The 23,139-nt window shown below is 51.7% G+C and carries 20 protein-coding genes; 13 read left to right on the top strand and 7 right to left on the bottom strand.

Features of this window, described 5'->3' with window-relative positions; translation table 11 throughout:
- Positions 1-7: 7 nt before the first annotated feature.
- From KU392_RS01650 to KU392_RS01600, 11 genes are all read left to right on the top strand, one after another.
- Positions 8-361 carry a hypothetical protein gene (locus KU392_RS01650; protein WP_217734372.1) on the top strand — a complete coding sequence of 118 codons (354 nt, stop codon included), beginning with the start codon at positions 8-10 and terminating at the stop codon, positions 359-361.
- Positions 358-957, top strand: a complete 600-nt coding sequence (gene rpoE / locus KU392_RS01645) for an RNA polymerase sigma factor RpoE (RefSeq protein WP_217734371.1) — start codon at positions 358-360, stop codon at positions 955-957. Before KU392_RS01650 ends, rpoE begins: the two co-directional genes overlap by 4 nt.
- An 11-nt stretch (positions 958-968) precedes the next feature.
- A complete protein-coding gene (locus KU392_RS01640; RefSeq protein ID WP_169294106.1) occupies positions 969-1,481 on the top strand; it encodes a sigma-E factor negative regulatory protein in 513 nt (170 codons plus the stop codon).
- Complete coding sequence (locus KU392_RS01635) at positions 1,481-2,515, top strand: MucB/RseB C-terminal domain-containing protein (RefSeq protein WP_169294107.1); 1,035 nt, start codon at positions 1,481-1,483, stop codon at positions 2,513-2,515. Before KU392_RS01640 ends, KU392_RS01635 begins: the two co-directional genes overlap by 1 nt.
- Positions 2,516-2,528: 13 nt before the next feature.
- Positions 2,529-4,040 carry a DegQ family serine endoprotease gene (locus KU392_RS01630; RefSeq protein ID WP_217734370.1) on the top strand — a complete coding sequence of 504 codons (1,512 nt, stop codon included), beginning with the start codon at positions 2,529-2,531 and terminating at the stop codon, positions 4,038-4,040.
- An 81-nt stretch (positions 4,041-4,121) separates the two neighbouring features.
- Positions 4,122-5,915 (top strand): translation elongation factor 4, encoded by a 1,794-nt coding sequence (gene lepA, locus KU392_RS01625; protein WP_169294109.1) that lies wholly within the window; start codon positions 4,122-4,124, stop codon positions 5,913-5,915.
- A 27-nt stretch (positions 5,916-5,942) separates the two neighbouring features.
- Positions 5,943-6,749, top strand: a complete 807-nt coding sequence (gene lepB, locus KU392_RS01620; protein ID WP_169294110.1) for a signal peptidase I — start codon at positions 5,943-5,945, stop codon at positions 6,747-6,749.
- Positions 6,749-7,507, top strand: coding sequence for a ribonuclease III (gene rnc / locus KU392_RS01615; protein ID WP_217734369.1), 759 nt, complete (start codon positions 6,749-6,751; stop codon positions 7,505-7,507). The genes lepB and rnc overlap by 1 nt, the downstream gene beginning before the upstream one ends.
- Positions 7,504-8,397: a GTPase Era gene (era, locus tag KU392_RS01610; RefSeq protein WP_169294112.1), complete on the top strand. Its 894-nt coding sequence runs from the start codon at positions 7,504-7,506 to the stop codon at positions 8,395-8,397. The genes rnc and era overlap by 4 nt, the downstream gene beginning before the upstream one ends.
- Positions 8,390-8,980: a DNA repair protein RecO gene (gene recO / locus KU392_RS01605; protein ID WP_169294277.1), complete on the top strand. Its 591-nt coding sequence runs from the start codon at positions 8,390-8,392 to the stop codon at positions 8,978-8,980. Before era ends, recO begins: the two co-directional genes overlap by 8 nt.
- A 77-nt stretch (positions 8,981-9,057) precedes the next feature.
- Positions 9,058-10,761: a mucoidy inhibitor MuiA family protein gene (locus tag KU392_RS01600; RefSeq protein ID WP_217734368.1), complete on the top strand. Its 1,704-nt coding sequence runs from the start codon at positions 9,058-9,060 to the stop codon at positions 10,759-10,761.
- A 108-nt stretch (positions 10,762-10,869) separates the two neighbouring features.
- Here KU392_RS01600 and KU392_RS01595 read toward each other — a convergent pair whose 3' ends face one another.
- From KU392_RS01595 to KU392_RS01585, 3 genes are all read right to left on the bottom strand, one after another.
- Positions 10,870-11,562 (bottom strand): Bax inhibitor-1/YccA family protein, encoded by a 693-nt coding sequence (locus tag KU392_RS01595; RefSeq protein WP_169294114.1) that lies wholly within the window; start codon positions 11,560-11,562, stop codon positions 10,870-10,872.
- A gap of 135 nt (positions 11,563-11,697) precedes the next feature.
- The gene (locus tag KU392_RS01590) at positions 11,698-12,135 is read right to left on the bottom strand and encodes a DNA polymerase III subunit chi (protein ID WP_169294115.1); all 438 of its coding nucleotides are present in this window, start codon (positions 12,133-12,135) and stop codon (positions 11,698-11,700) included.
- Positions 12,136-12,142: 7 nt separating this feature from the next.
- The gene (locus tag KU392_RS01585) at positions 12,143-13,642 is read right to left on the bottom strand and encodes a leucyl aminopeptidase (protein WP_217734367.1); all 1,500 of its coding nucleotides are present in this window, start codon (positions 13,640-13,642) and stop codon (positions 12,143-12,145) included.
- Between the two features lie 53 nt (positions 13,643-13,695).
- On the opposite strand from KU392_RS01585, the gene lptF reads away from it, so the two are divergent.
- Positions 13,696-14,793 (top strand): LPS export ABC transporter permease LptF, encoded by a 1,098-nt coding sequence (gene lptF, locus KU392_RS01580; protein ID WP_169294117.1) that lies wholly within the window; start codon positions 13,696-13,698, stop codon positions 14,791-14,793.
- Between the two features lie 81 nt (positions 14,794-14,874).
- Positions 14,875-15,822, top strand: a complete 948-nt coding sequence (locus KU392_RS01575) for a CysB family HTH-type transcriptional regulator (RefSeq protein ID WP_169294118.1) — start codon at positions 14,875-14,877, stop codon at positions 15,820-15,822.
- A gap of 12 nt (positions 15,823-15,834) precedes the next feature.
- On the opposite strand, the gene KU392_RS01570 is transcribed toward KU392_RS01575, so the two are convergent.
- The 4 genes from KU392_RS01570 to KU392_RS01555 all read right to left on the bottom strand — a co-directional run bounded on the left by KU392_RS01570 (position 15,835) and on the right by KU392_RS01555 (position 23,099).
- Complete coding sequence (locus KU392_RS01570; RefSeq protein WP_217734474.1) at positions 15,835-17,490, bottom strand: AMP-binding protein; 1,656 nt, start codon at positions 17,488-17,490, stop codon at positions 15,835-15,837.
- 76 nt (positions 17,491-17,566) lie between these two features.
- On the bottom strand, positions 17,567-19,498 hold the full coding sequence (locus tag KU392_RS01565) for a 3-hydroxyacyl-CoA dehydrogenase NAD-binding domain-containing protein (protein ID WP_217734366.1): 1,932 nt from the start codon (positions 19,496-19,498) through the stop codon (positions 17,567-17,569).
- The gene (locus KU392_RS01560) at positions 19,495-20,787 is read right to left on the bottom strand and encodes an acetyl-CoA C-acetyltransferase (RefSeq protein WP_217734365.1); all 1,293 of its coding nucleotides are present in this window, start codon (positions 20,785-20,787) and stop codon (positions 19,495-19,497) included. The genes KU392_RS01565 and KU392_RS01560 overlap by 4 nt, the downstream gene beginning before the upstream one ends.
- On the bottom strand, positions 20,784-23,099 hold the full coding sequence (locus tag KU392_RS01555; protein WP_217734364.1) for an acyl-CoA dehydrogenase: 2,316 nt from the start codon (positions 23,097-23,099) through the stop codon (positions 20,784-20,786). The genes KU392_RS01560 and KU392_RS01555 overlap by 4 nt, the downstream gene beginning before the upstream one ends.
- Between the last annotated feature and the right edge of the window lie 40 nt (positions 23,100-23,139).

Here is a 23,139-nt window from a genome sequence, read left to right as displayed (position 1 = left end):
GGCATGCATGTTGTTTGTTGCGGCAGCATGTCTTGCCGGGTTTTCTTTGGGGCTTGGGCTGGTGGCCATTTATCTGGCGTATGCCCGGTCTTCACAATCCACTTCTTCTTTTCTCAAGATCCATGCTGCCCAGCCATGGGAACTTTCCGGTAATGGTTCACACCAGCTTCTGGTCTTGCAACAATTCTGGCAGGGGCCTTTCTGGCTGACCCTGTATCTTGAAAATCCATTTAATCCGCAAATGTCAGCTAAACTGATCACCATCTGGCCATTTACCGTGGGTAAAACGGGTTGGCGTAAACTTAAGGTCCTGTGCCACGCGATGCGTTGGAACAGGTCCCTTCAACAGGAGGCGCCATGAGTGATCGTGACGTCGATGCAGAGCTTGTTGCCCGTGTGCAGAAAGGCGATAAACGGGCATTTGATTTGCTGGTGCTTAAATACCAGCGAAAAATCATGCGTTTGCTTGCTCGCATGCTCAACAACCAGGCTGAAATCGAAGATATTGCCCAGGAAACCTTTATCAAGGCATATCGCGCCTTGCCCCAGTTCAGGGGGGAAAGCGCTTTTTATACCTGGCTATATCGAATTGCCATCAATACCGCCCGTAACTGGCTTTCATCCAATCAGCGAAAAATGTTGGTGCCAGATACTTTTGAAACGAAAGAGGGCGAAACTTTTTCTCAATCAGACAATCTTATAGACATTGATACACCTGAGTCACGTATGGTTTCCAGTGAAATTGCCCAGACCGTTAACAAGGCTATTGAAGAATTGCCTGAGGATTTACGGACGGCCATTGTACTGCGGGAAATAGAGGGTTTGAGCTATGAAGAAATTGCCCAAACCATGGAGTGCCCCATTGGAACCGTCAGATCCAGGATTTTCAGGGCCAGGGAAGCGATTGCTGCCCGCCTTAAGCCTGTTTTAGGCCAGGATAACGATCGTCGCTGGTAAGGAGCTGATACATGAACACAAGACATTCAACATTAAATGAATCGCAGTCACTTGATTGGGATGAATCCATATCGGCGCTTATCGATGGTGAGGATATTAATTTTGATCTGGAAAACCTGGATAACTCCTATGGCAGGCAGGTATGGGATACCTATCACCTGATTGGTGATGTCATGCGTAGCGATGAGCTGGCCATCAAGCCTTCAGACCTTTTTTATGCAAGGGTCAGCAAGGCCATTGATGCCGAACCGGCTCCTGTGGTGCCCGCGCGCCGTTTTGGCTTGCGTCAGGGCTTGTCCGGACTGGCCGTGGCGGCGGCCGTGGCATCGGTGGTGTGGGTGGTTCAGCCATTTATGGCTGAAGATGAGGTGGCGCCTGCCGTATCCGCACCCGTGGTGGCGTCGCAAACCTCATCCAGTACTGAGCTGAATCGGGATTACAGTGATTATATTCATGCCCATCGTCAAATGGTGGGGGCACGTCCCGTACATCTGGTTTCCTATGAGTACGGAGTTAATCGCTAATGTTGCATTATTCATCAAGCAGGGTGGCAGGAAAGGCAAAAACAAAATGGCTGTCACTGGTTCTTCTTGGCGTCCTTTTTGCGACACCGGCCATGGCCAAAACGGCAACGCTGCTTACAGGCAATGATCTGGTCGCATTTCTTGAGCAAGTGCAAAAGGCATCGGTCACTAATGATTACAGTGGTGTTTTCACCTATCAGCAAGGCGATCAGATCATGTCCTCACGTGTTACGCACATTGTTGATGGCGAAGGTGTCAAAGAGCGGCTGGAGCTGCTTGATGGTGATCCCCAGGAGTATCTGCGGACCAATGATGTTGTGCAGTGTCTTGTGCCGGAGCAAAAGAAAATTATTTTGACCCCGGCCCGCAAGGACCGCTTTCCGGCATTTTTGCAAACCGAAGCCACGCATTTAAACCAGTACTATACTGCCACCCTGAGTGGCAAAAAAGAGCGGGTTGCCGGTTATGAATGCCAGCAGCTCGAATTGGCACCGCGCACCCCGGATCGTTATGGTTATCGTTTGTGTGTTGATGTCAAATCAAAATTGTTATTAAGATCTCAAACGATCGGACTGGATAATAAAGTGGTTGAGCAGATCACTTTTACCGGTCTGGTTATGGGCAAGGATGTTGATACCGCTTTGCTGACACCTGGCTACAAACTCAAGGACTGGGTTGTCGAAAAAGAAGAACTTGTTTCAGTCGATTTCGCCCGCGAGGGCTGGAAGTTGCGTGCCCCTCAGGGATACGTGCCGATTTTAAGTATTATCCGACCGAAAGGAACTAATCAGCAAGTTAAACACCTAATTCTCTCAGACGGCCTTTCTTCGATTTCCGTGTTTGTGCAAAAAGTGCCAGAGGCGGAAAAGACGTTGCAGGCTCATGGTGCAGTACAAGTAGGTTCCCTGAATGTTTTTCGTCAACGCGTGGATGATTACTGGGTAACCGTCATTGGTGCCGTGCCCATGAATACACTTGAAGAAATGGCTGTTTCAGCTAAATTTATTCCACCCGTATCATCCAAATTGAATTAGGAAAGGGATTTTCATGAAACAAATGCTTAATAATAAATTGAAACGCAGTGTGCTGTATACCGTGATCGGGCTGAGTGCCGCGTATGCCGGGCTTTCTTATGTTGGTGGTGATGTTGCCAGTGCCCAGGATGTACAAAATGCGAACGTGGGCACCAGTATTGTCGGTTTGCCCGATTTCACACCCATTGTTAACCAAACAGAAAATGCGGTTGTTAATATCCGTACCATGGAAAATATCTCAAACCGTTCCCATGGCTATGATCCTTATGGCGGTGATCCCTCTGAGTTGTTCCGTTTCTTCTTCGGTCCCGACTTCATGCCGCCACGCGCCACGCCGCAACCCCGTCATCGTGGTAATGGACAGCCTGAAAGGTCAGTGCCACGTGGTGTCGGTTCCGGTTTCATCATTTCCGATGATGGTTATATCATCACCAACAACCATGTTATTTCCGGTGCTTCAGAAATTCTGGTGACCCTGAATAATGGCAAAGAACATACCGCCAAGGTTATCGGCTCTGATCAGCGCACCGATATTGCCTTGCTTAAAATCGACAGCGATGAAAAGTTGCCTACCCTTAAAATTGGCGATTCCGATAGCCTGAAAAAAGGTCAGTGGGTCTTGGCAATCGGTTCTCCATTTGGACTGGATTCCACGGTGACATCGGGTATTGTCAGTGCCATCAATCGTGATACGGGTGAGTATCTGCCTTTCATTCAGACTGACGTAGCGGTCAACCCGGGCAACTCGGGTGGTCCCTTGATTAACCTGAATGGAGAGGTGGTGGGCGTGAATTCGCAAATCATTTCCCAAAGTGGCGGATTCATGGGTATTTCCCTGTCTATTCCCATTGATGATGCCATGCAGGTGGTTGAGCAACTCAAGGAAAACGGTAAGGTTACCCGGGGTCGTATTGGCGTACAAATTGGTGAGGTGGCCGGTGAGGTTGCCAAGGCTTTGGGGCTTGAAAACGATTCTGGCGCGTTGGTCAGCAATGTCGAGCAGGGTGGTCCGGCAGACAAGGCGGGCATCCAGGCTGGCGACGTGATTATTGGATTTGATGGTTCGGAAATCAAGAAATGGTCGGATCTTCCACGTATTGTGGGTCAGACAAAACCGGATACCGAATCAATGATCGAAGTCTGGCGTCGCGGCAAGAAACAAAACCTGAAAATCACCGTGGGTGCAGTGCCTTCCAGCCCGGGCGAGGAGCTTGCCGCCAGCAAGACGGAAGCAGACAAGTCTGCCAAGGCTGATCGGTTGGGACTGGTTGTGGGTAATTTATCCCAGGAAACCATGACCAAGCTGCGTATCAAGGGGGGCGTCAAGATTACCGAGGTAGATGGTCCTGGACAGGCAGCCGGTCTGCGTGTTGATGATATTATTCTTGCCGTCAATGATCAGGATATCAAGGATGTCAAGCAGTTTGAAGAGACGGTTGGCAAGCTGTCCAAAGACAAAGCAGCCGCTTTATTGATTCGACGTGCAAATTTAACCCAGTGGGTGCCTGTAACGCCGTCAAAATAAGGCTACAATACGACATACGCTAAAAGGGCGCATCGCGCCCTTTTTTTATGAGTCCCCTACAAAAACTTTATTCAGCCTTATATGCAACATATACGCAATTTTTCGATTATTGCCCACATTGATCATGGAAAATCCACCCTGGCCGATCGCCTGATTCAGCGCTGCGGAGGCCTGGCAGACCGGGAAATGTCCAAGCAGGTTCTTGACTCAATGGATATCGAACGGGAACGGGGGATTACCATTAAGGCTCAAACCGCTTCCCTGCAGTATAAGGCCAATGATGGCAAGATTTATAACCTCAACCTGATTGATACCCCCGGACACGTTGACTTTTCCTATGAGGTCAGCCGCTCACTGTCCGCCTGCGAGGGAGCCTTGCTGGTGGTGGATGCCAGCCAGGGGGTAGAGGCGCAAACGGTGGCCAACTGTTATACCGCCATTGAACTGGGGGTCGAGGTTTTACCGGTCCTTAATAAAATGGATCTGGCTTCCGCCGAACCTGAAGCGGCCCGTGAAGAAATTGAGGACGTGATTGGTATTGATGCCAGCGAAGCCATCAAAGCCAGTGCCAAAACAGGCATGGGCATTGATGAAATTCTCGAGCAGATCGTGACCAAAGTGCCGCCGCCGGTTGGTGATCCTGAAAAGCCCTTGCAGGCACTCATTATCGACTCCTGGTTTGACAACTACGTTGGCGTGGTCATGCTGGTGCGCATCGTTAATGGCGTGCTCAAGGTCAAGGATAAAATCACGTTCATGGCAACCGGTGCTTCACACCTGTGTGAGCAATTGGGCGTTTTCACACCCAAATCGGTGGCCCGTACGCAATTGTCGGCCGGTGAAGTGGGTTTTATTATTACCGGTATCAAAGAACTTGAGCACGCCAAGGTAGGAGACACCATTACCCTGGCCAACAAGCCGGCCGAGGCGCCTTTGCCCGGGTTCAAGGAAGTCAAGCCACAGGTTTTCTCTGGACTGTATCCGGTTGAAAGCAGCGAATATGATCAATTGCGTGACTCATTGGAAAAACTCAAGCTGAATGATGCCGCCTTAATGTTTGAACCCGAAGTGTCACAGGCATTGGGATTCGGTTTCCGTTGCGGTTTCCTGGGCATGCTGCATATGGAAATCGTGCAGGAGCGTCTCGAACGTGAGTTCGATATGGACATCATTACCACCGCACCTTCGGTGGTTTATGAGGTTGAAAAAAATGATGGTGAAACCATCATGATTGAAAGTCCTTCGCGGATGCCGGACATTGGTCAGATTCGGGATATCCGCGAGCCTATCGTTACGGTCACCCTGTTCATGCCACAGGAGTATGTTGGCGCCGTGATTACCCTGTGTACGGCCAAGCGGGGGATTCAAATGAATATGAGTTACCATGGCCGGCAGGTGCATCTGGTTTATGAAATTCCACTGGCGGAAATCGTTCTTGACTTCTTCGACCGCCTGAAATCGGTGTCGCGCGGCTATGCCTCCATGGATTACGAATTCCTCGAGTACCGCTCTGCCGATGTGGTCAGGGTTGACCTGCTCATTAACGGAGACCGGGTGGATGCGCTGTCCATGATTGTTCACCGTGCCAATGCCCGTTACCGTGGTCGTGAAGTGGTGTCCAAAATGCGTGGCCTGATTCCCCGTCAAATGTATGATGTGGCCATTCAGGCCGCTATTGGTGCCGAAGTGATTGCCCGTGAAAACGTGAAGGCCTTGCGCAAGAACGTGTTGGCCAAGTGTTATGGCGGTGATATCAGCCGTAAGAAAAAACTGCTTGAAAAACAAAAAGCGGGTAAGAAACGGATGAAGCAGGTTGGCAGTGTGGAAATCCCCCAGGAAGCTTTCCTGGCCATCCTTCAGGTTGACGATAAATAAACAACTGGAAAAACAAGAGATTACAGAATGGATTTTGCTTTAATTTTATTTGTATTGCTGCTGCTGACGGCAGTCATCAAGCTGATTGACAAGGTTGTGCTTAAACCGCGCCGTATTGAGCAGTACGGGGAAGAGCAGGAAGATTACAGGCCGTGGTGGGTGGAGTACTCTGTCAGCTTTTTTCCGGTGATCCTGTTTGTGTTCATCTTGCGTTCTTTCGTGGTAGAACCTTTTCGCATTCCTTCGGGTTCCATGCTACCCACCTTGCAGGATGGCGACATGATTTTGGTGAACAAATTCAATTACGGTATCCGTTTGCCTATTGTTGACCAGAAAATCATTCCGCTTGGCGATCCCCAGAAGGGCGATGTTGTGGTGTTCCGTTACCCTGTCAATCCCGATATTGATTATATCAAACGGATTGTCGGCGTGCCTGGTGATACCGTGGCTTATATTGGAAAACGTCTGTTCATCAATGGCGAAGCGGTCGATACCACGGCGTTGGGTCCTTATGTCAATCCTTCGCAGCAAGCGGGAAATCCGCTGAAGCTGCAGGAAAAAATAGATGGCAAAACGTATGAAACCCTGAATATGCCGGGTGACGGTGCTTATCTTTCCGGTCGATCGTTTCCATTTGCGCAAAATTGTGAATATGCCGCTACCGATTTCAAGTGTACCGTGCCAGAAGGTCATTATTTTGTCATGGGAGATAACCGCGACAATAGTGAAGACAGTCGTTATTGGGGCTTTGTACCCGATAACCATCTGGTGGGCAAGGCATTCTTTGTCTGGATGAATTTTGGAGACCTGGGCCGGATTGGTTCAATCAAATAATGAATTTAACGCAATTGGAAACCCGACTGGGTTATAAATTTAAAGACCAGCGTTTATTGATACAGGCATTAACGCATCGTAGCCATAGTGCCATGCATAATGAGCGTTTTGAGTTCTTGGGTGACTCCATCCTGAACTTTGCGGTTGCCGCCATTTTGTTTCATCAGTTGCCCAATGTTGATGAGGGTGACCTGTCCCGTATTCGAGCGAGTCTGGTCAAACAGGGTACGCTGGCCGATATTGCGGGCAGACTTGATTTATCCCGTTTTCTCAGGTTGGGCGAGGGAGAGTTGAAAAGTGGCGGATTTCGTCGACCCTCCATTCTGGCGGATGCCGTTGAGGCCATTTTTGGTGCCATCTACCTGGATTCGAACAGTGATCGGGCTCATGAGGTGATCAAGTCCCTGTACCGTCCCATTCTGGAAACGGTTGATTTCAACACCTTGGGCAAAGATGCCAAAACGCTGTTGCAGGAAGTGTTGCAAGGACGCAAGTTCGCTCTGCCTGCCTATAATGTGATTGCCACCTCGGGGGCCGCCCATGATCAGCAGTTTGAGGTTGAGTGCCTGATTGCCGAACTGGATGTCAGGGCACAGGCCAGTGGCAGCAGTCGTCGCGCTGCTGAGCAGGCCGCTGCAGCACTGGTGTTGGCCCAACTGGAACAAATATTGCCCAAAAAAAAGGGCTCCGCCAAACAAGTACGCAAAGTGGCAGCCCAGCTGAGCTTGCCCGTTGCTGTGGAACAGGATAGAAAATGACCCAGGAAACACCTTTCAAAACCGGATTTATTGCGGTGGTGGGGCGCCCCAATGTGGGCAAGTCCACACTTACCAATGCGCTTATCGGTAGCAAGATTTCCATCGTTTCGCGCAAGGCGCAAACCACCCGCCATCGTATTCATGGTGTGCTGACCCGTGGCCGGGAACAGTTTGTGTTTGTGGATACCCCCGGTTTTCAAACCCGTCATGGCGGTGCCATGAACCGTATGATGAACCGCGTGGTTACCCAGGCACTGGCCGATGTGGATGTGGTGCTGCATGTGGTTGAGGCGGGTAAATGGTCGGTGGGAGATGATAATATCGTGCCGCTGCTGCCATCGTCCAAAAAGTGCATTCTGGTCATCAGCAAGGTTGATACCCTGAAAAATAAAAATGAGATGTTTGATTTTGTTGGCAAGATCATGAGCAAGTTCAGTTACGATGCCGTGGTTCCCTTAAGTGCCGTCAAGAAAATCCAGCTTGATACTTTGCTTGATGAAATATCCCGGCGCTTGCCTGAAGGGGAGCCCATGTTTGAAGAGGATGCCCTGACGGACCGCTCCATCCGTTTTATTGCGGCGGAACTGATTCGGGAAAAAATCTTTCGGCTGGTGGGCGATGAGTTGCCCTATGCCTGCACGGTCGTGATTGAAAAATGGGAAGAAGATGAAAGTGGGGCTCATATTTCTGCCTGTGTGGTGGTAGAGCGTGAAAGCCACAAGCCCATTTTGCTGGGTGCCAAAGGCATGCACATGAAGCGCATTGCCAGTGAAGCCCGTCAGGATATCCGGGAGCTGTTGGATAAACCGGTGTTTCTGGAAGTGTATATCAAGGTGCGCAAAGGCTGGTCCGATAAGGAAAGCGCGCTTCGTGACCTGGGATATGAGTAAACGGCAGCACCGGATACTGGATGCGCAGGCATTTTTAATGCATGCCACCAACTGGAGTGAAACTTCGATCATTGCCCAGGTTTTTTCCCGTGACTACGGTATCGTTACCGTGATCGCCAAAGGGGCAAAGCGGCCTTATTCCGTTTTGCGCCCCATTTTGTCAGCCTTCCAACCTCTGTTGCTGTCCTGGTCAGGGCAGGGTGAAATCAAAACCCTGACCCGTGCCGAGATTGCAGGTTTGCTGCCGCTGGGGGGGCGCTCTCTCATGTCGGGCTGGTACATGAATGAATTGTTATTAAAACTGTTGCCCAAGGAAGATCCCCATCAGGTGTTGTTTGATGCCTATGCCGATGCGCTGGCCCAGCTGGCTGATGGCTCACCGGCTACGGGTGCTTTACGTCGCTTTGAATGGACCTTGCTGAACGAAACCGGTTATGCCATAGAAGGTGAAGTTCCGGATTTTGATGATCGCAGTGCAGAGCCGGCCCTGCGTCTGGCCTTGCGTGAAAGGATCAATGAGCATCTGGAAAACCGCTCTCTGTTAACGCGCAAGGTACTGCATTCCTTGCGGCATTTTTCATGATGTGATTGAATATGAACTGTTCTGTCCAATCCTGGCCAGAAAATATTTGCCTTATATTGTGATTAAGGAGTCAGTTCATGTTGAGGAAGCTATCCGAGCCGCCGCTGGATGCAGTGGTTTTCAAATCGGGCAATGCAGTTGCCATGGCCTTGATGATGGCCGGCTTGTTATTGCCTGGGTGGGCGCAGGCCGATGTTATTCCGGTTTCTTCCAGTATCGGAGAGGTTACCGTATTTTCAGACCGGGCCCTGGTCAAGCGGGACGGGCAACAGCAAATACCGGCCGGAGAACATGAACTGGTGTTCAAAGACCTGCCTTATTGGCTTGATCAGCGTTCATTACAGTTCAATGCCAAAGGCAAGCAATCCGTCCGTATTTTAGATATCAGTTCCCGGGATGATTTCCAGGCGATCAGCCAGCATGAGCGTATTGCTGAACTGGACAGGCAAATCAAAGACATTGAGAACCAGCTTGCCCGGCTGGAAGACCAGCGCAAGATTCTGCAGAACAAAAGCGATTATCTGGAAGCTTACCAGAAGGGCAGTGTGCAGCCGGGTAAAGATATGCCTCGCTTAAGCACGTCGGAATTGCTTGAAATCATGAATTTCAGCAAGACCATTTTGGCTGAAAACTACACCGCCCAGCGTGAACTGGATAATAAAATAGCGCAATTGCAGGCTGAACTGGCTGCCTTGCAGGAAAAACGGGGTCAAATTCCCCATGAAGAGACGGTCAGAAGTAAAACCGTGGTGGTTCAGCTGGATGCTCCTGAGGCAGATCAACTGGATCTGAGCCTGTCTTATGTGGTGCCTGGCGCAAGCTGGTGGCCCAATTATGATGCCAGCTTTGACTCGTCCGACAATAAGCTTAAAGTGTCTTATTATGCACAAATTTCCCAGCAAACCGGTGAAGACTGGGATGATGTCAAACTGGTGCTGTCAACCGCGCAACCCATGATAGGGGCCGTTTTGCCTGAACTGGATCCCTGGGTGGTGGATATCCGGGTTCCTCGTCCCGAGATGCCTGCCCCGGTTGCCATGGCCAGACAAAAGGCCTTGCAGGCGATGCCAGAGCAGCGGCGTGCCATGGCACCCATCATGGATACCTCAACGGGGCAGGTGCAGGCCGAAGCCTCATTTAATACTGCCACAGCAGAAAGAGGTCTGGCCAATACGGTTTTCAATATAGAAAAAAAAGCAACGGTACCTACCGGACCGGAAGAAAAGAAAGTGGCTATTTCGGTCAGTGAATTTAAAACCGATCAAACCTATCAGCTGGTGCCAGCCTTGCAGGAAGCCGTGTTTTTAACGGTTAAGGCCACCAATAGCAACGATTATCCCCTGTTGCAAGGCGATCTGAACGCATTTTTGGATGGGCAGCTGATTGCCAGCAGCAATATCAAGACGGTATTCCCGGGAGAACCTCTTGAGCTGGCTATGGGAACCGATGAGTCCATTTCCGTCAGGCGTGAGCCGCTTAAGCGTTTTACTGAAAGCACGGGCCTGACCGGCAGTGGCAAACGTATCAGCTATGAATATCAAACGGTTATCCAGAATAACCGAGATAAGGCCGTCGAGCTGGTTTTACATGACCGTTTCCCGCTTTCCCGCAATGAGAAAATTGAAATCAGGCGGATCAGCCCTTCTGACAAGGAAATCACCCTTAAGGCGGATGGTCGTTATGAGCAGCGTATCAAACTGGCACCCAAGGAAAAGAAAACCGTGGTGCAGAAGTTTTCAGTGGGCTACCCCAATGAGGTTGATGTAACGGGTTTGCCTTGAACGGTTGCGATTGAAGAGTGCCTGGTGAGTACCTGTTTCCCATAAAAAAACGGCGTCAGATTAAACTGAACGCCGTTTTTTTATACGCTTGAGCGGTTGGTTTTGTGTTTAGTCGGAGTTGCCACCGGTAATGCCCAGAATGGATAGCAGGCTGACAAATACGTTGTAGATGTCCAGGTAAATGGCCATGGTGGCGGAAATATAGTTGGTTTCGCCACCATTGACGATGCGCTGGATATCAACCAGCATGAAGGCCGAGAAAATGACCATGGCCAGTACGGAAATGGTGAGCATCAGGGCCGGGATTTGCAGGAAAATATTGCCAATGGCCGCCAGGATAAGCACAACAGCACCAATAAACAGGGTTTTTTGCATGCCGGTAAAATCACGCTTGCTGGTGGTGGCAATGGTTGCCATGGTTGCAAAAATGGCGGCGGTGCCACCAAAGGCCATCATGATCAGCTGGGCACCATTGTTCATGCTGAGCACAAAGCCCAGCATGCGTGACAGCATGATACCCATGAAGAAAGTAAAGGCCATTAGCCATACAATACCGGCGGAACTGTTTTTATTGCGCTCAACGGCAAACATCAGACCAAAGGCGCCCACCAGGAACACAATGGTGGAAAGGCCAGGAGACAGCATGGCGTTCAGGTTTAATTGCAACGCCAGTGCGGCACCCAGGATGGTGGGAATCAGGGAAGCGGCCAGCAACCAGTAGGTGTTTCTTAGTACGCGGTTCTTGACTGCGGGGGTGGATGCATAGCCGCCACGCGAAAGGGGCTGATTAAAGTCACTCATGGAGTCTCCAGTAATACGGATGGTTGAATCAACATTGTTCTTCAGGAAAGACAGCCTGGAAAGCTGACAGTTCCCTGAATTCTAACTGAATTTAAGGTTAATGTTGAGCGTATTTTGCAGTTATTGGCAATATCATCAGGACGCGACAGAGTGCGCCTTGACGATATTGACGGGATTGGCTGAATATTGCTTCCAGCGTTCCCGGGCCAGTTGCCTGTCTTGCTCGTGCCCTGAAACAATTTCCAGAACGCGGGCAAACTGTTCATAACCGGGCGGACAGGCCAGATCAAGATTGAGCAGCCAGGGTGGATCCTGGCCGGGTAACAGGGCATTGGCCGGGTTTTCCGCTGTGGTGCGAATCAATACCATGCCGGCATTGGGATCTTTGACATCAAGGTGGGGCACAAAAGCGGTTTGCTCTATGCCCCACAGGCCTTTGCTAAAGGCCTGCATGCGTTTTGCATCGGTGCAGTAAACCAGTACCTGATGGCCTGCCTGGAAGTGCTTGTAGGCAACTTCACAGGCTTTTTGGATACGGTGTTCCGCGCCGAAGGCAAAGTCGATGGTTGACATCAAGCTTTCAGTCCTGCTGTGCCAGCAGGAATTCGGTTAACAAGGGAACCGGACGGCCGCTGGCGCCTTTTTCCTTGCCTTTGTTCCAGGCCGTACCGGCAATATCCAGGTGGGCCCAGCGGTAGGCTTTGGTAAAGCGTGACAGGAAGCAGGCAGCGGTGACTGAACCGGCCGGCATGCCACCAATGTTGGCCATGTCGGCAAAGTTGCTCTTGAGCTGTTCCTGATAGGCGTCATCAAGGGGCAAGCGCCATGCCGGGTCTTGTGCCTGTTTGCTGGCGGCCAGCAATTGCTCGGCAAGGGTGTCATCGCTGGCAAACAGGCCGCTATTGACATGGCCCAGCGCCACCACGCAGGCACCGGTCAGGGTGGCAATATCAATGACGGCTGATGGTTTGAAGCGTTCAGCATAGGTCAGGGCATCACACAGGATCAGGCGACCTTCGGCATCGGTATTCAGGACTTCAATGGTTTGGCCGGACATGCTGGTAATGACATCACCGGGTTTGGTGGCTTTACCATTAGGCATATTTTCGGTGGCGGGAATAATACCAATCACATCCCGGGTCAGGCCGATTTCGGCGATGGCCCTTAAAACGCCAAAAACGCTGGCGGCACCGCACATGTCGAATTTCATTTCATCCATGCCCAGGCCTGGCTTAAGGGAAATGCCACCGGTATCAAAAGTAACGCCTTTACCTACCAGGACAATCGGGCCTTCATCTTTTTTGGTGTTGTTGGCAGCGGTGTATTTCAGCACGATAAAGCGTGGTGGCTGGTCGGAGCCGGCAGCCACAGACAGGAAAGAGCCCATTTTAAGCGCTTCGATCTGTTTCTTTTCAAGGACTTCAGCCTTGATGGATTTGAATTCCTTGGCCAGCATTTTGGCCTGTTCACCCAAATAAGTGGGGGTGCAGATATTGGCAGGCAGGTTGCCCAACTGGCGGGTTGCAATCATGCCATTGGCAATGGCAGCACCTTGTTCCGCACCCATTTTGGCCTGTTTGTCATCTTTACGTTCGGTAATGAAGGTGATTTTTTTAAGCGGATAGGGGGTGGGACGGTTTGCCATGCTGAACGTGCCGTCATATTGGTATAGCGCATTGCCAATGGCGCGGGCGGCCAGACGTGCGCGTGTTTTAATGTCCAGTTCCTGGCAGGGCTCTTCGAGCAGGGTGCTTGTTGCATCGGTCAGTGAGGTTTCGATGCAATAGGCTGCAATGCCGGCATGTGCCTTGAGCAGGGCATTCGCGTTATAATCTTCCTTTTTGCCCAGGCCAACCAAAATAACACGTTCAGCCTTGACACCTTCCAGATTGCGCAACACCAATATACTGCCTACGGCAGCCTTGAATTCTTTTTTAAGTACGGTGCTTATGCTTTCGTAGCTGGCGCGGTTGATGATGTCAGCCGCTTCGCTTAACTGGCCATCGGTGTAGACGCCAATGAACAGGGCGGCAGCCTTGAGTTGTTGTAATGATCGGGTTGATTGTGTGTTAAATTCCATTTTTATTTACCTAAGGCGTCAATAAAGACGTTTATTATCTCGCAAGATGAATCATGTCGCTATTTAAACGATCGGTTGTCGCTGAAATAAGCAGCCATATCGGTATCGTGTTTTCCACGCTTATCGTTGTATGGCTAAGTGTATTACTAGTCAGGCTGTTGGGGCAAGCCGCCGCAGGCAGCATTGGTGCCGATATTGTATTTGGTATTGCCGCCCTGTCCAGTATTACGGCACTGCCAACCATACTATCCGTTTCCCTGTTTATTGCCGTCTTGTCAACCATTTCACGCAATTATCGGGAATCTGAAATGGTGGTGTGGTTTGCCAGCGGTGTTTCCCTGCTTGACTGGATTCGACCGGTCTTGCGGGTGGCGCTTCCGGTTTGCGTGCTGATTGCCGTGCTTACCCTGCAGGCTTCGCCTTGGGCATATCGACAAATAGAAGAGTACCGGCAGCGCTTTGAACAGCGCTCGGAGATTGCCAAAATCGCGTTTGGCCAGTTTATTGAGTCCGAGCAGGGTAAACGGGTGTTCTTCATAGAGGAACCCACCGATCCTGAGCATGAAATGGGCAAAGTGTTTGCCAGGGTTGAGGACGAGCATTGGTATAGCACCATTACTGCCGATAATGCAAAATTGCGTGAAGAAGATAATGGCGATCGTTTTTTGGTGCTTGGTCCCGGTAACCGTTATGACATGAAACCCGGCAGTGCCGAGTTTCGAATGATCAAGTTTGACAATTACACCATGCGTCTTGAAAGCAAGGGTGGAGAAAATACCGAAGAAAATATCCGGAATGCAGCGCTGAATGTGATGAAAGCAAGGCCAACGGGCAGCCTGTTCGAGGATCAAACCAGTAAAAGCGATTCACAAATCATGTGGCGTATTTCATTGCCATTGGCTGCGCTTAATCTGGCCTTGCTGGCCATTCCGCTGGGGGCGGTGAATCCGCGGCTTGGCCGCTCTGGCGATTTGGTGCTGGCCGGGCTGATTGGTTTGCTTTACATGAATACCATGAATCTGGTCAGGGGGTGGATTAGCAGCGATAAAATAGACATGATGGCTGGCATGATCTTGTTGCATGGTACCGTGTTTTTACTGTGTGTGTATTTGTTCCGCAAACGTTTAACACTCAAAAAGCCTAAGCAATAGAAAATATAAATATATAGCCATAAGTTATAAACATAAACTCTTATATAACTTATAATCTATCTAAATTAAGGATAGATCGCTATGAACTTACAGCAATTTCGTTTTATCCGGGAAACCATCCGAAGAAATTTCAATTTGACGGAAGCCTCCCGGATTTTGTTTACCTCCCAGCCGGGGGTTTCCAAGGCCATCATCGAATTCGAAGATGAATTGGGTATTAAGGTTTTTGAGCGGCATGGCAAGCGCATCAAGGGCTTGACCAAGCCGGGCGCTGCCGTTGCCGGCATTATTGACCGCATCATGCGTGAAGTGGACAACCTGAAAAAAGTCAGTGATGAGTTTGCCAAGCGCGATGAGGGAAGCCTGGTGATTGGCTGTACGCATACACAGGCCCGTTATTTCCTGCCCAAGGTGATTCCTGAGTTCAGAAAGCGTTTTCCCAAGGTGCGTGTGTCGCTGGCCGAAGGCAGTCCTTCGCAACTGGCCAATATGGTTTTGCAGGAACAGGCTGATCTGGCCCTGGCTACCGAAACATTGGCCAATGTCGAGGGCCTGACCACTTTGCCTTGTTATGCATGGGAACACACGCTGGTTGTACCGCCTGATCATCCTCTGACCAGTCTGACCTCAACCCAGGCTAAAAACATTACCCTTGAGCAGGTGGCGCAGTACCCCATCATTACCTATGATCGTGCGTTTACGGGCCGCAATTCGATAGACAGTGCTTTTGCCAGCAAGGGCATTGTGCCTGATATTGTTCTGGAGGCGCTTGATGCCGACGTGATCAAAACTTATGTCGATGTTGAAATGGGCGTGGGTATTATTGCGGGGGTGGCCTTTGACCCCAGAAGAGATCCCGGACTGGTGGGTATTCCTGTGGGGCATTTGTTTGGTGAGCACGTGACCCGCATCGGTCTGAAAAAAGGGACGTTTTTACGGGATTATGTGTATGCATTCCTGAGCATGTGCGCCCCCAACCTGACCCGTGAAAATATTGACAGCGAAGTGACTTTTGATAGTGTCGAGTAAAGGCCGGTTTATCTATTCTTTGAGTGCCCGTCGCAGGATTTTGCCTACATTGGTTTTGGGCAGTTCATCCCTGAACTCCACCAGTTTGGGGACTTTGTAGGCCGTCAGGCTTTGGCGGCAGAAATCAATCAATTGTTTTTCTGTCAGCGACGGGCTTTTTCGCACCACGAATATTTTCACGATTTCTCCGGCCGCACCGTTGTCAACACCGATGGCCGCCACTTCCCGTACGTCGGGGTGGCTGGCTACGACCTCTTCAATTTCGTTAGGGTATACATTGAAACCCGAGACAATAATGAGGTCTTTTTTCCGGTCAACCAGATAGACAAATCCTTCTGCATCTACATAGCCCATGTCTCCGGTATGCAGGAAACCGTCCGGGTCAAAAATCTTTTGGGTTTCTTCAGGATTGTTCCAGTAACCTTTCATGACTTGCGGGCCTTTGATACAGATTTCTCCGATATCTCCCGTGCCCATTTCACGACCATTATCATCACGAATGGACAGTTCGGTTGAGGGAAGGGGTAATCCGATTGAACCATTGAATTCAGACAGGTCCAGCGGATTAATAGTGACCGCAGGCGAGGTTTCGGTTAAGCCATAAGCCTGTGTGAGTGGTTTGCCCGTAATTATTTTCCAGCGTTCGGCAACCGGACGCTGTACTGCCATGCCACCACCCAGCGTAAAGTGCAAATGGCTGAAATCAAGGTTGCTAAAATTTTCATCATTCAGCAAGGCATTGAACAGGGTATTGACACCGGTAATGGCGGTAAACGGGTATTGTCCAATTTCCCTGACAAGGGCGGGCACGTCGCGCGGGTTCAGGATCAGCAGATTACGCGCTCCCAGCATCAGGAAGGTCAGGCAGTTGGCCGTGAGGGCAAAGATATGGTAGAGCGGCAGGGCGGTAATAATAAAGTCTTTACCCTCGGCGGTATGTGGCTTTACCCAGGCGCAGGCCTGGCAGACATTGGCCACCATATTCCCATGACTTAGCATGGCTCCTTTGGCAACCCCGGTTGTGCCACCGGTATATTGTAAAAAGGCAATGTCGTTATGGCCCAGAGTCGGGGGCGTAAAGGGCAGTTTGCCGGATCCGTTTAAAACGGATATTAACCGGACAGGATTGGGCAGCGACCATTTGGGCACCCGATGCTTTATGTGTCGCACCATAAAATTCATGAAATGCCCTTTTAGTCCCAGCATTTCGCCAATAGAGGTTACGATGATGGTTTTCAGCGAACTCAGGTTTGGCAGTGCTGCCTGCAGGGTGGCGGCAAAGTTTTCAACAATAACAATGACTTCAGCCTCCGAGTCATTCAGCTGATGTTCAAGCTCATGGGCCGTGTACAGGGGGTTGCAATTAACCACGGTACAACCGGCCTGCAAGGCGCCAAACAGGCAAACCGGGTACTGGAACAGGTTGGGCATCATCAGGGCAATGCGGGTGCCCGGTTTGATGCCCCGGCTTTGCAGCCAGGCGGCAAAATTTCTGGATTGGCTGGACAGTTGGGCATAGCTAAGACTTTTGCCCATGGAGATATAGGCGGTTAAAGGAGCGAATTTCTGACAGCTCTGCTTGAAGATGTCCACCAATGATGAGTAGCAGGTAGCATCAATGTCAGCCGGGACGCCCGGTGGATAGTTGGTAAGCCATGTTTTTTTCATCATTCTGTCCCTCTTCCGTCCTCTTGTTATCACTGGTATTTACCGCTAAGTATAGCCGAGCCCGATAATCGTGTTTTCAGCGGATTTTCCCGCAACCGGTTTTGCTGTAATGAAGCGGTCCTCCTCTGAATGGGGCAAATCCGGTGCCAAAAATGATGCCCGCATCGGTCAGATCGGCATCCTGGGTAATGCCTTTTTCGGTTTGTCGTTTGGCCTGTTCAATGAATGGTGTAATCAGGCGCTGGGCCAATCCATCCGGAACAGGTTTACTCGAACGGTTGCCGTGTTTTCTGTTTTTCCAGTTATAAAAGCCTTCACCTGTCTTGATGCCCAGTTTTTTTTGCTCCACCAGACGGGTAAGACAGTTGGGGACGGGTTTATCTGCCGATAATTGTTTGCCCGCTGCCAGGGCAATATCCAGTCCTACCGTATCGGCCAGTTCGATTGGTCCCATGGGCATACCGAATTTGAGCATGGCGGTGTCAATCACTTCAGGGTCTATACCCTCGTCAATGCACTGCATGGCTTCCAGCATATAGGGGGCCAACACTGCATTGACCAGGAAGCCGGGGGTGTCCTGCACGGGCAATGGCAGTTTGCCGATTTGGCCTGCAAAGGCGCAGGCACGGTCAATGGTTTGCTGGCTGATGCCTTCGGTATGCACAATTTCAACCAGTGGCATTTTTGACACGGGATTAAAAAAGTGAATACCCAGAAAATGTTCAGGCCGTTTCAGGCCGGTGCGTAATGCCTGAATTGACAGGCTGGAGGTATTGCTGGCCAGAATGGCATCCGGCTTCATGCGCGCTTCAAGTTGCTGGTAAAGGGTCTGTTTGGCTTGCTCGTCTTCATAAATGGCTTCAATCACCAGGTCGGCGGTGGTAATACCATGCCCTTCGGGGTCAGGAATCAGTCTGTCGCGGGCAGCCTGGGCGGTTAGTCGGTCTTTGCGGGCAAAGAGCGGAGCAGCGGCCTTGAAGGCGCTGGCAATGCGGCTGTAGTCGGTGTCCTGCAAGGTGGTTTTGATGCCTTGCAAGGCGCACCAGGCCGCAATGCCGCCGCCCATGACACCAGCTCCAATCACATGGATATGCAATACCGGTGGCAGGCCGCTTTGCTTGCCAAATGCCTTGAGCCTTTCCTGCAGGTGAAAAACCCGGATCAGGTTGGCGGTTACCGGCGAGTTCAACAGCCGGTTGACAATGTCTGGCGCGGCCAGGCCATCACCATTGTGCTGTTCCCATAAATCAATAATCGACCGGGGGGCGGGGTAATGGGCATCGGGGTCTTTGCTGAGCACGGTTTTTCGGGCCTGGTGCGCAACCAGCTTCTTAAGGGGCTGCCTGTTAAGCCATTTGGCCAACCCCCTGGCCTGGCGGCGCGGGCGTCCCGACAGCACCCATTCAGCGGCGCTTTGGCGGGCCACGCGCGGGGCAACCACCCAGTCAACCAGCCCCAGTGCTTTTGCCTTGCGGGCATCCTGGGTTCTGCCGCTCAATATCATGTTTAAGGCCTCTTGCGGGCCAATCAAGGCAGGCAGCCGTTGCAGGCCGCCCCAGCCAGGATAAATGCCCAGCATGACTTCGGGCAGGCCAAGGGCGGGTTTGGGTGTGTCAATCAAAATGCGGTATGTGCAGGCAAGGGCCAGTTCCAGACCACCGCCCAGACAGGCCCCATGAATGAGTGCAAGGGTGGGAAAGGGCAGTTTTTCAATGCGGTTGAACAGGTTCCAGCCGCTTTCAATCAGTGGCTTGCCGCCCTCGGGGCTGCTGATACCGGAAAATTCATTGATATCGGCGCCGGCAATAAAGCCGTTGTTTTTGCCTGATAAAAAGACCAGGCCCTTGATGGTCTGCGAGCCCAGATGGTCAAGGGCTGTTTTCAGCTCCTTCATGACTTGGGTAGAGAGCGCATTCATGCTGCGTTCGGGGCAGTTGATGCTGAGCCAGGCAATTTGTCTGTCATCAATTTGCAGTGACCAGTTGTTCAAATTCAACGCGGTATTCATGCCTTATCCCCCATGGTTTCAATCAACATGGCGCCACCCTGGCCGCCGCCAATGCAAATCGTTGCAATTCCCCTACGCAGCCTGCGTGCCCGCAGGGCATGTAACAGGTGCAAAACGATGCGGGCACCCGAAGCGCCAACCGGGTGGCCAATCGCAATCGCGCCGCCATCCACATTCAGTTTTTCCTGATCCAGGGTACCCCAGGCCGGGGTGTTGAAATGTTCCTGGCAATACGCGTCGCTTTCAAAGGCACGGATGCAGCCAAGTACCTGAGCGGCAAAAGCTTCATTGATTTCCCACAGATCGAGATCATGCAAGCTTAAACCATTGCGTTGCAGCAGTGGGATGCTGGCATGTACGGGGCCCAGCCCCATTTGAGCCGGGTCAAGGGCGGCCCATTGGCAGTCGGTGATTTTTCCCAAGGGGTGCAAGTCCCATTTTATGACGGCCTCTTCCGAGGCCAGGATGAGGGCGGCAGCGCCATCACTGACCTGAGAGCTGTTGCCGGCTGTAATGTTGCCGCTGGGACGGTCGAAAACGGCTTTCAGTTTGGCCAGTTTGTCGGGAGTGGAGTCGCGTCGAACCCCGTCATCGTCACTATAAAGATTGCCTTGGGCATCGATGATGGGGGTGATTTCGGCAAACTGCTTGCGGTTTTGCGCCTCAATAGTCCGTTGATGGCTGCGTGCGCTGTAGGCGTCCATTTCCTGACGGGTAATGTTAAATTTCCAGGCCAGGTTTTCAGCGGTTTGGCCCATGGAAATACCAATGACCGGGTCTTTCAGGCCTTTTAGCAGGCCAATGACCGGTGCCAGGTAGACAGGCCTGAAGCTGCGCAGGGCCTGCAGTTTCTGTCCCGTGCTTTTGGCGGCATTCCATTGACTGAGCCAATTCACCATTTTGTCGGAAAACAGGATGGGCGCATGGGATAGGGCGTCGGTGCCGGCAGCCAGCACCAGGTGCGAGCGTCCGCTTTGTATGTTGAGCAGTGCCGAATCCAGCGCCTGCATGCCCGAGGCACAATTGCGCATGACCGTCCAGGCGGGTACCTTATCACCCGTGCCAATACGCAGGCCAATAACCCGGCCGATATTGGTTTCATCGGCAGAAGGGGAAGCGCAGCCAACAATCACTTCATCCAGTTCAGCGGCACTGAAGGATTGGCGCAGCAAAAGGCAGCGGCTGGTTTGTACGGCCAGTTCGCTGGCCGAAAAAGGGCCCGGCGCATTACGTGCTTTCAGAAACGGGGTTCTGGCACCATCAATAATATAGACGGGCTGGAATGTCATTTTGGGTCTCCTTGACGGGTATTCCTGAGATTCATGAACGCAGCAGGGTTTCGCAGCTCACCGGGGAAGTCATCCACATGGATTACGGTGTCCCTGAGCCGGTTACGGGTGGCCAGCAGCTCATATTCTTCGGCACTGATCCGGTTCATGTCAAAGGCCAGCCGGGCTATGTCCCGGACGTTGGCCTCGGGGTGATTTTTGAAGAGGCCGTTTTTTTCATCTTGTCGGATTTTGGCTTCAACCGGTTCGGCCTTGATGGCATAAACCAGTGCCAGTTCGATGGCGCTAACCGGGTCTTCAGGATGGGTGGGGCAGTAACAGTTGGCGGTCAGGCGGTCACGGGTGCTGCCCGGTTGCATCAGCTGTTCGCAAATGGGGTGGTCAAGCGCATCAGCCGGAACGGAAAATGATGCGCCCCAGGGAAAACTGACCAGGCGTAACAGCAGGCCAATGTTCCGGTTCGGGAAATTGCGGCAGGTTTGCAGCAAGGCTGTTTGTGCCTCAAACAGGCATTGCTGGACGGCTTTGTGCACAAATGGCAGCTCATCCTGCTGGCGACCATGGCTTTCATATTGTTTCAGTACGCAAGAGGCAATATAAAGCTGGGCCAGGACATCGCCCAGCCGGGCCGATATTTTTTCACGGCGTTTCAGGCTGCCCCCCATGGCAAGCATGGTCACGTCGGCCATGAAAGCCAGTGCGCCAGAAAGCCGGGTAAGGTGTTGGTAGTAGCTCTTGGTTTCGGCGGCGGCCTGGTGACGCAGGGTAAATATCCGGGCCCCGAACAGGCCACTGGCCAGGGTTCGCAGACCATTGCGGACACTGAAGCCGACATGCTGCCAGAAAAGCCGGTCGAAATTGTCCAGGGATGTCGCGGAGTCCGGTTCCTGGGCAACCTGCATTTCCTTTAACAGATAGGGGTGACAGCGAATGGCACCCTGACCGAAGATGATCAGGTTGCGGGTCAGGATATTGGCACCTTCCACCGTAATGCCAATCGGGATTTGCTGATAGGCACGGCCCAGAAAATTGGAGGGGCCCAGACAGATTCCCTTGCCGCCAATAATATCCATGGCATCGTTAATGACACTGCGGGCACGTTCGGTCACATGGTATTTGGCAATAGAGGATACCACCGATGGCTTTTCGCCCAGATCAACAGCACCCGCGGTCATGATGCGCACGGCATTGCCGGCATAGGTATTGGCGCCCATGCGGGCAAGTACTTCCTCAACCCCTTCGAAATGCCCAATCGGCAGGTTGAATTGGATACGAATGCGAGCGTAGGCACCTACCGTGCGGACGGCCAGTTGTGACATGCCCACATTGGAGGATGGCAGGGAAATGGCGCGTCCGGCTGCCAGGCATTCCATTAACATGCGCCATCCCTGTCCTGCCATTGCCGGGCCACCAATAATAAAATCCAGAGGCATGAAAACATCTTTGCCCCGGGTGGGGCCATTCATGAACATGGCGTTTAGCGGAAAATGTCGCCGACCGATTTCCACACCGGGATGGTCGCGTGGTACCAAGGCGCAGGTTATGCCGATTTCTTTTTGTTCACCGAGCAATCCATCGGGATCATACAGCTTGAAAGCCAGGCCCAGCAGGGTGCAAACGGGTGCCAGGGTAATGTAGCGTTTGTCCCAGCTTACGCGCATGCCCAGAACCTCTTTACCTTCCCGGATTCCTTTGCAGACCACCCCGCTATCGGGAATGGCCGCGGCATCGGACCCGGCCCAGGGACTGGTCAAGGCAAAGGCCGGAATTTCCTGTCCAGTGGCAAGACGTGGCAGGTAGTGATTTTTTTGTTCCGGGGTACCGTAATGAATCAGGAGTTCGGCAGGTCCCAGGGAATTGGGTACCATGACAGAAACCGCCAGGGCCGAGTTTCGGGTGGACAGTTTGGTAATGACTTCAGAGTGGGCAAAGGCCGAAAAACCCAGACCCCCATATTCCTGCGGAATAATCATGCCCAGGAATTTATTGTCTTTAAGGTATTGCCAGGCGGCTTCAGGTAAATCCATATCCTGGGTGGTGACTTCCCAGTCATTCACCAGGGCGCAGGCCTGTTCAACTTCATTGTCCAGAAAAGCCTGCTCTTGCACAGTCAGGGTGGGGACCGGATAATTCATCAGCTTTTGCCAGTCGGGACGCCCGCTGAACAATTCGGCCTCCCACCAAACCGTGCCCGCCTCAATAGCCTCTTTTTCTGTGGAAGACATTGGGGGCAATACTTTCTTGAAAGCCTTCAGTATGGAGGCACTGATCGTATTTTTGCGCCAGTTACGCAATCGCTGAAAGAGGGGCACGGGAAACCTCCTGGCAGAAAACGGATGAATCGATCCTGCA

This window comes from Advenella alkanexedens, from assembly GCF_019132845.1.
In the GTDB taxonomy this organism is placed as follows: domain Bacteria; phylum Pseudomonadota; class Gammaproteobacteria; order Burkholderiales; family Burkholderiaceae_B; genus Advenella; species Advenella alkanexedens.
The sequence above is the reverse complement of the archived record's forward strand: the minus strand, read 5'-3'. Positions and strand labels throughout refer to the sequence as shown.

Bases quoted from the DNA above. Each gene is read 5' to 3' on its own strand.
- KU392_RS01630 (WP_217734370.1), top strand. From the start codon at position 2,529: ATGAAACAAATGCTTAATAATAAATTGAAACGCAGTGTGCTGTATACC.
- recO (WP_169294277.1), top strand. From the start codon at position 8,390: ATGAGTAAACGGCAGCACCGGATACTGGATGCGCAGGCATTTTTAATG.
- KU392_RS01635 (WP_169294107.1), top strand. From the start codon at position 1,481: ATGTTGCATTATTCATCAAGCAGGGTGGCAGGAAAGGCAAAAACAAAA.
- rpoE (WP_217734371.1), top strand. From the start codon at position 358: ATGAGTGATCGTGACGTCGATGCAGAGCTTGTTGCCCGTGTGCAGAAA.
- lepB (WP_169294110.1), top strand. From the start codon at position 5,943: ATGGATTTTGCTTTAATTTTATTTGTATTGCTGCTGCTGACGGCAGTC.
- KU392_RS01565 (WP_217734366.1), bottom strand. From the start codon at position 19,498: ATGAATACCGCGTTGAATTTGAACAACTGGTCACTGCAAATTGATGAC.
- KU392_RS01575 (WP_169294118.1), top strand. From the start codon at position 14,875: ATGAACTTACAGCAATTTCGTTTTATCCGGGAAACCATCCGAAGAAAT.
- KU392_RS01650 (WP_217734372.1), top strand. From the start codon at position 8: ATGTTGTTTGTTGCGGCAGCATGTCTTGCCGGGTTTTCTTTGGGGCTT.
- KU392_RS01640 (WP_169294106.1), top strand. From the start codon at position 969: ATGAACACAAGACATTCAACATTAAATGAATCGCAGTCACTTGATTGG.
- KU392_RS01600 (WP_217734368.1), top strand. From the start codon at position 9,058: ATGTTGAGGAAGCTATCCGAGCCGCCGCTGGATGCAGTGGTTTTCAAA.
- lepA (WP_169294109.1), top strand. From the start codon at position 4,122: ATGCAACATATACGCAATTTTTCGATTATTGCCCACATTGATCATGGA.
- era (WP_169294112.1), top strand. From the start codon at position 7,504: ATGACCCAGGAAACACCTTTCAAAACCGGATTTATTGCGGTGGTGGGG.
- rnc (WP_217734369.1), top strand. From the start codon at position 6,749: ATGAATTTAACGCAATTGGAAACCCGACTGGGTTATAAATTTAAAGAC.
- KU392_RS01560 (WP_217734365.1), bottom strand. From the start codon at position 20,787: ATGACATTCCAGCCCGTCTATATTATTGATGGTGCCAGAACCCCGTTT.
- lptF (WP_169294117.1), top strand. From the start codon at position 13,696: ATGTCGCTATTTAAACGATCGGTTGTCGCTGAAATAAGCAGCCATATC.
- KU392_RS01590 (WP_169294115.1), bottom strand. From the start codon at position 12,135: ATGTCAACCATCGACTTTGCCTTCGGCGCGGAACACCGTATCCAAAAA.
- KU392_RS01570 (WP_217734474.1), bottom strand. From the start codon at position 17,490: ATGAAAAAAACATGGCTTACCAACTATCCACCGGGCGTCCCGGCTGAC.
- KU392_RS01595 (WP_169294114.1), bottom strand. From the start codon at position 11,562: ATGAGTGACTTTAATCAGCCCCTTTCGCGTGGCGGCTATGCATCCACC.
- KU392_RS01585 (WP_217734367.1), bottom strand. From the start codon at position 13,642: ATGGAATTTAACACACAATCAACCCGATCATTACAACAACTCAAGGCT.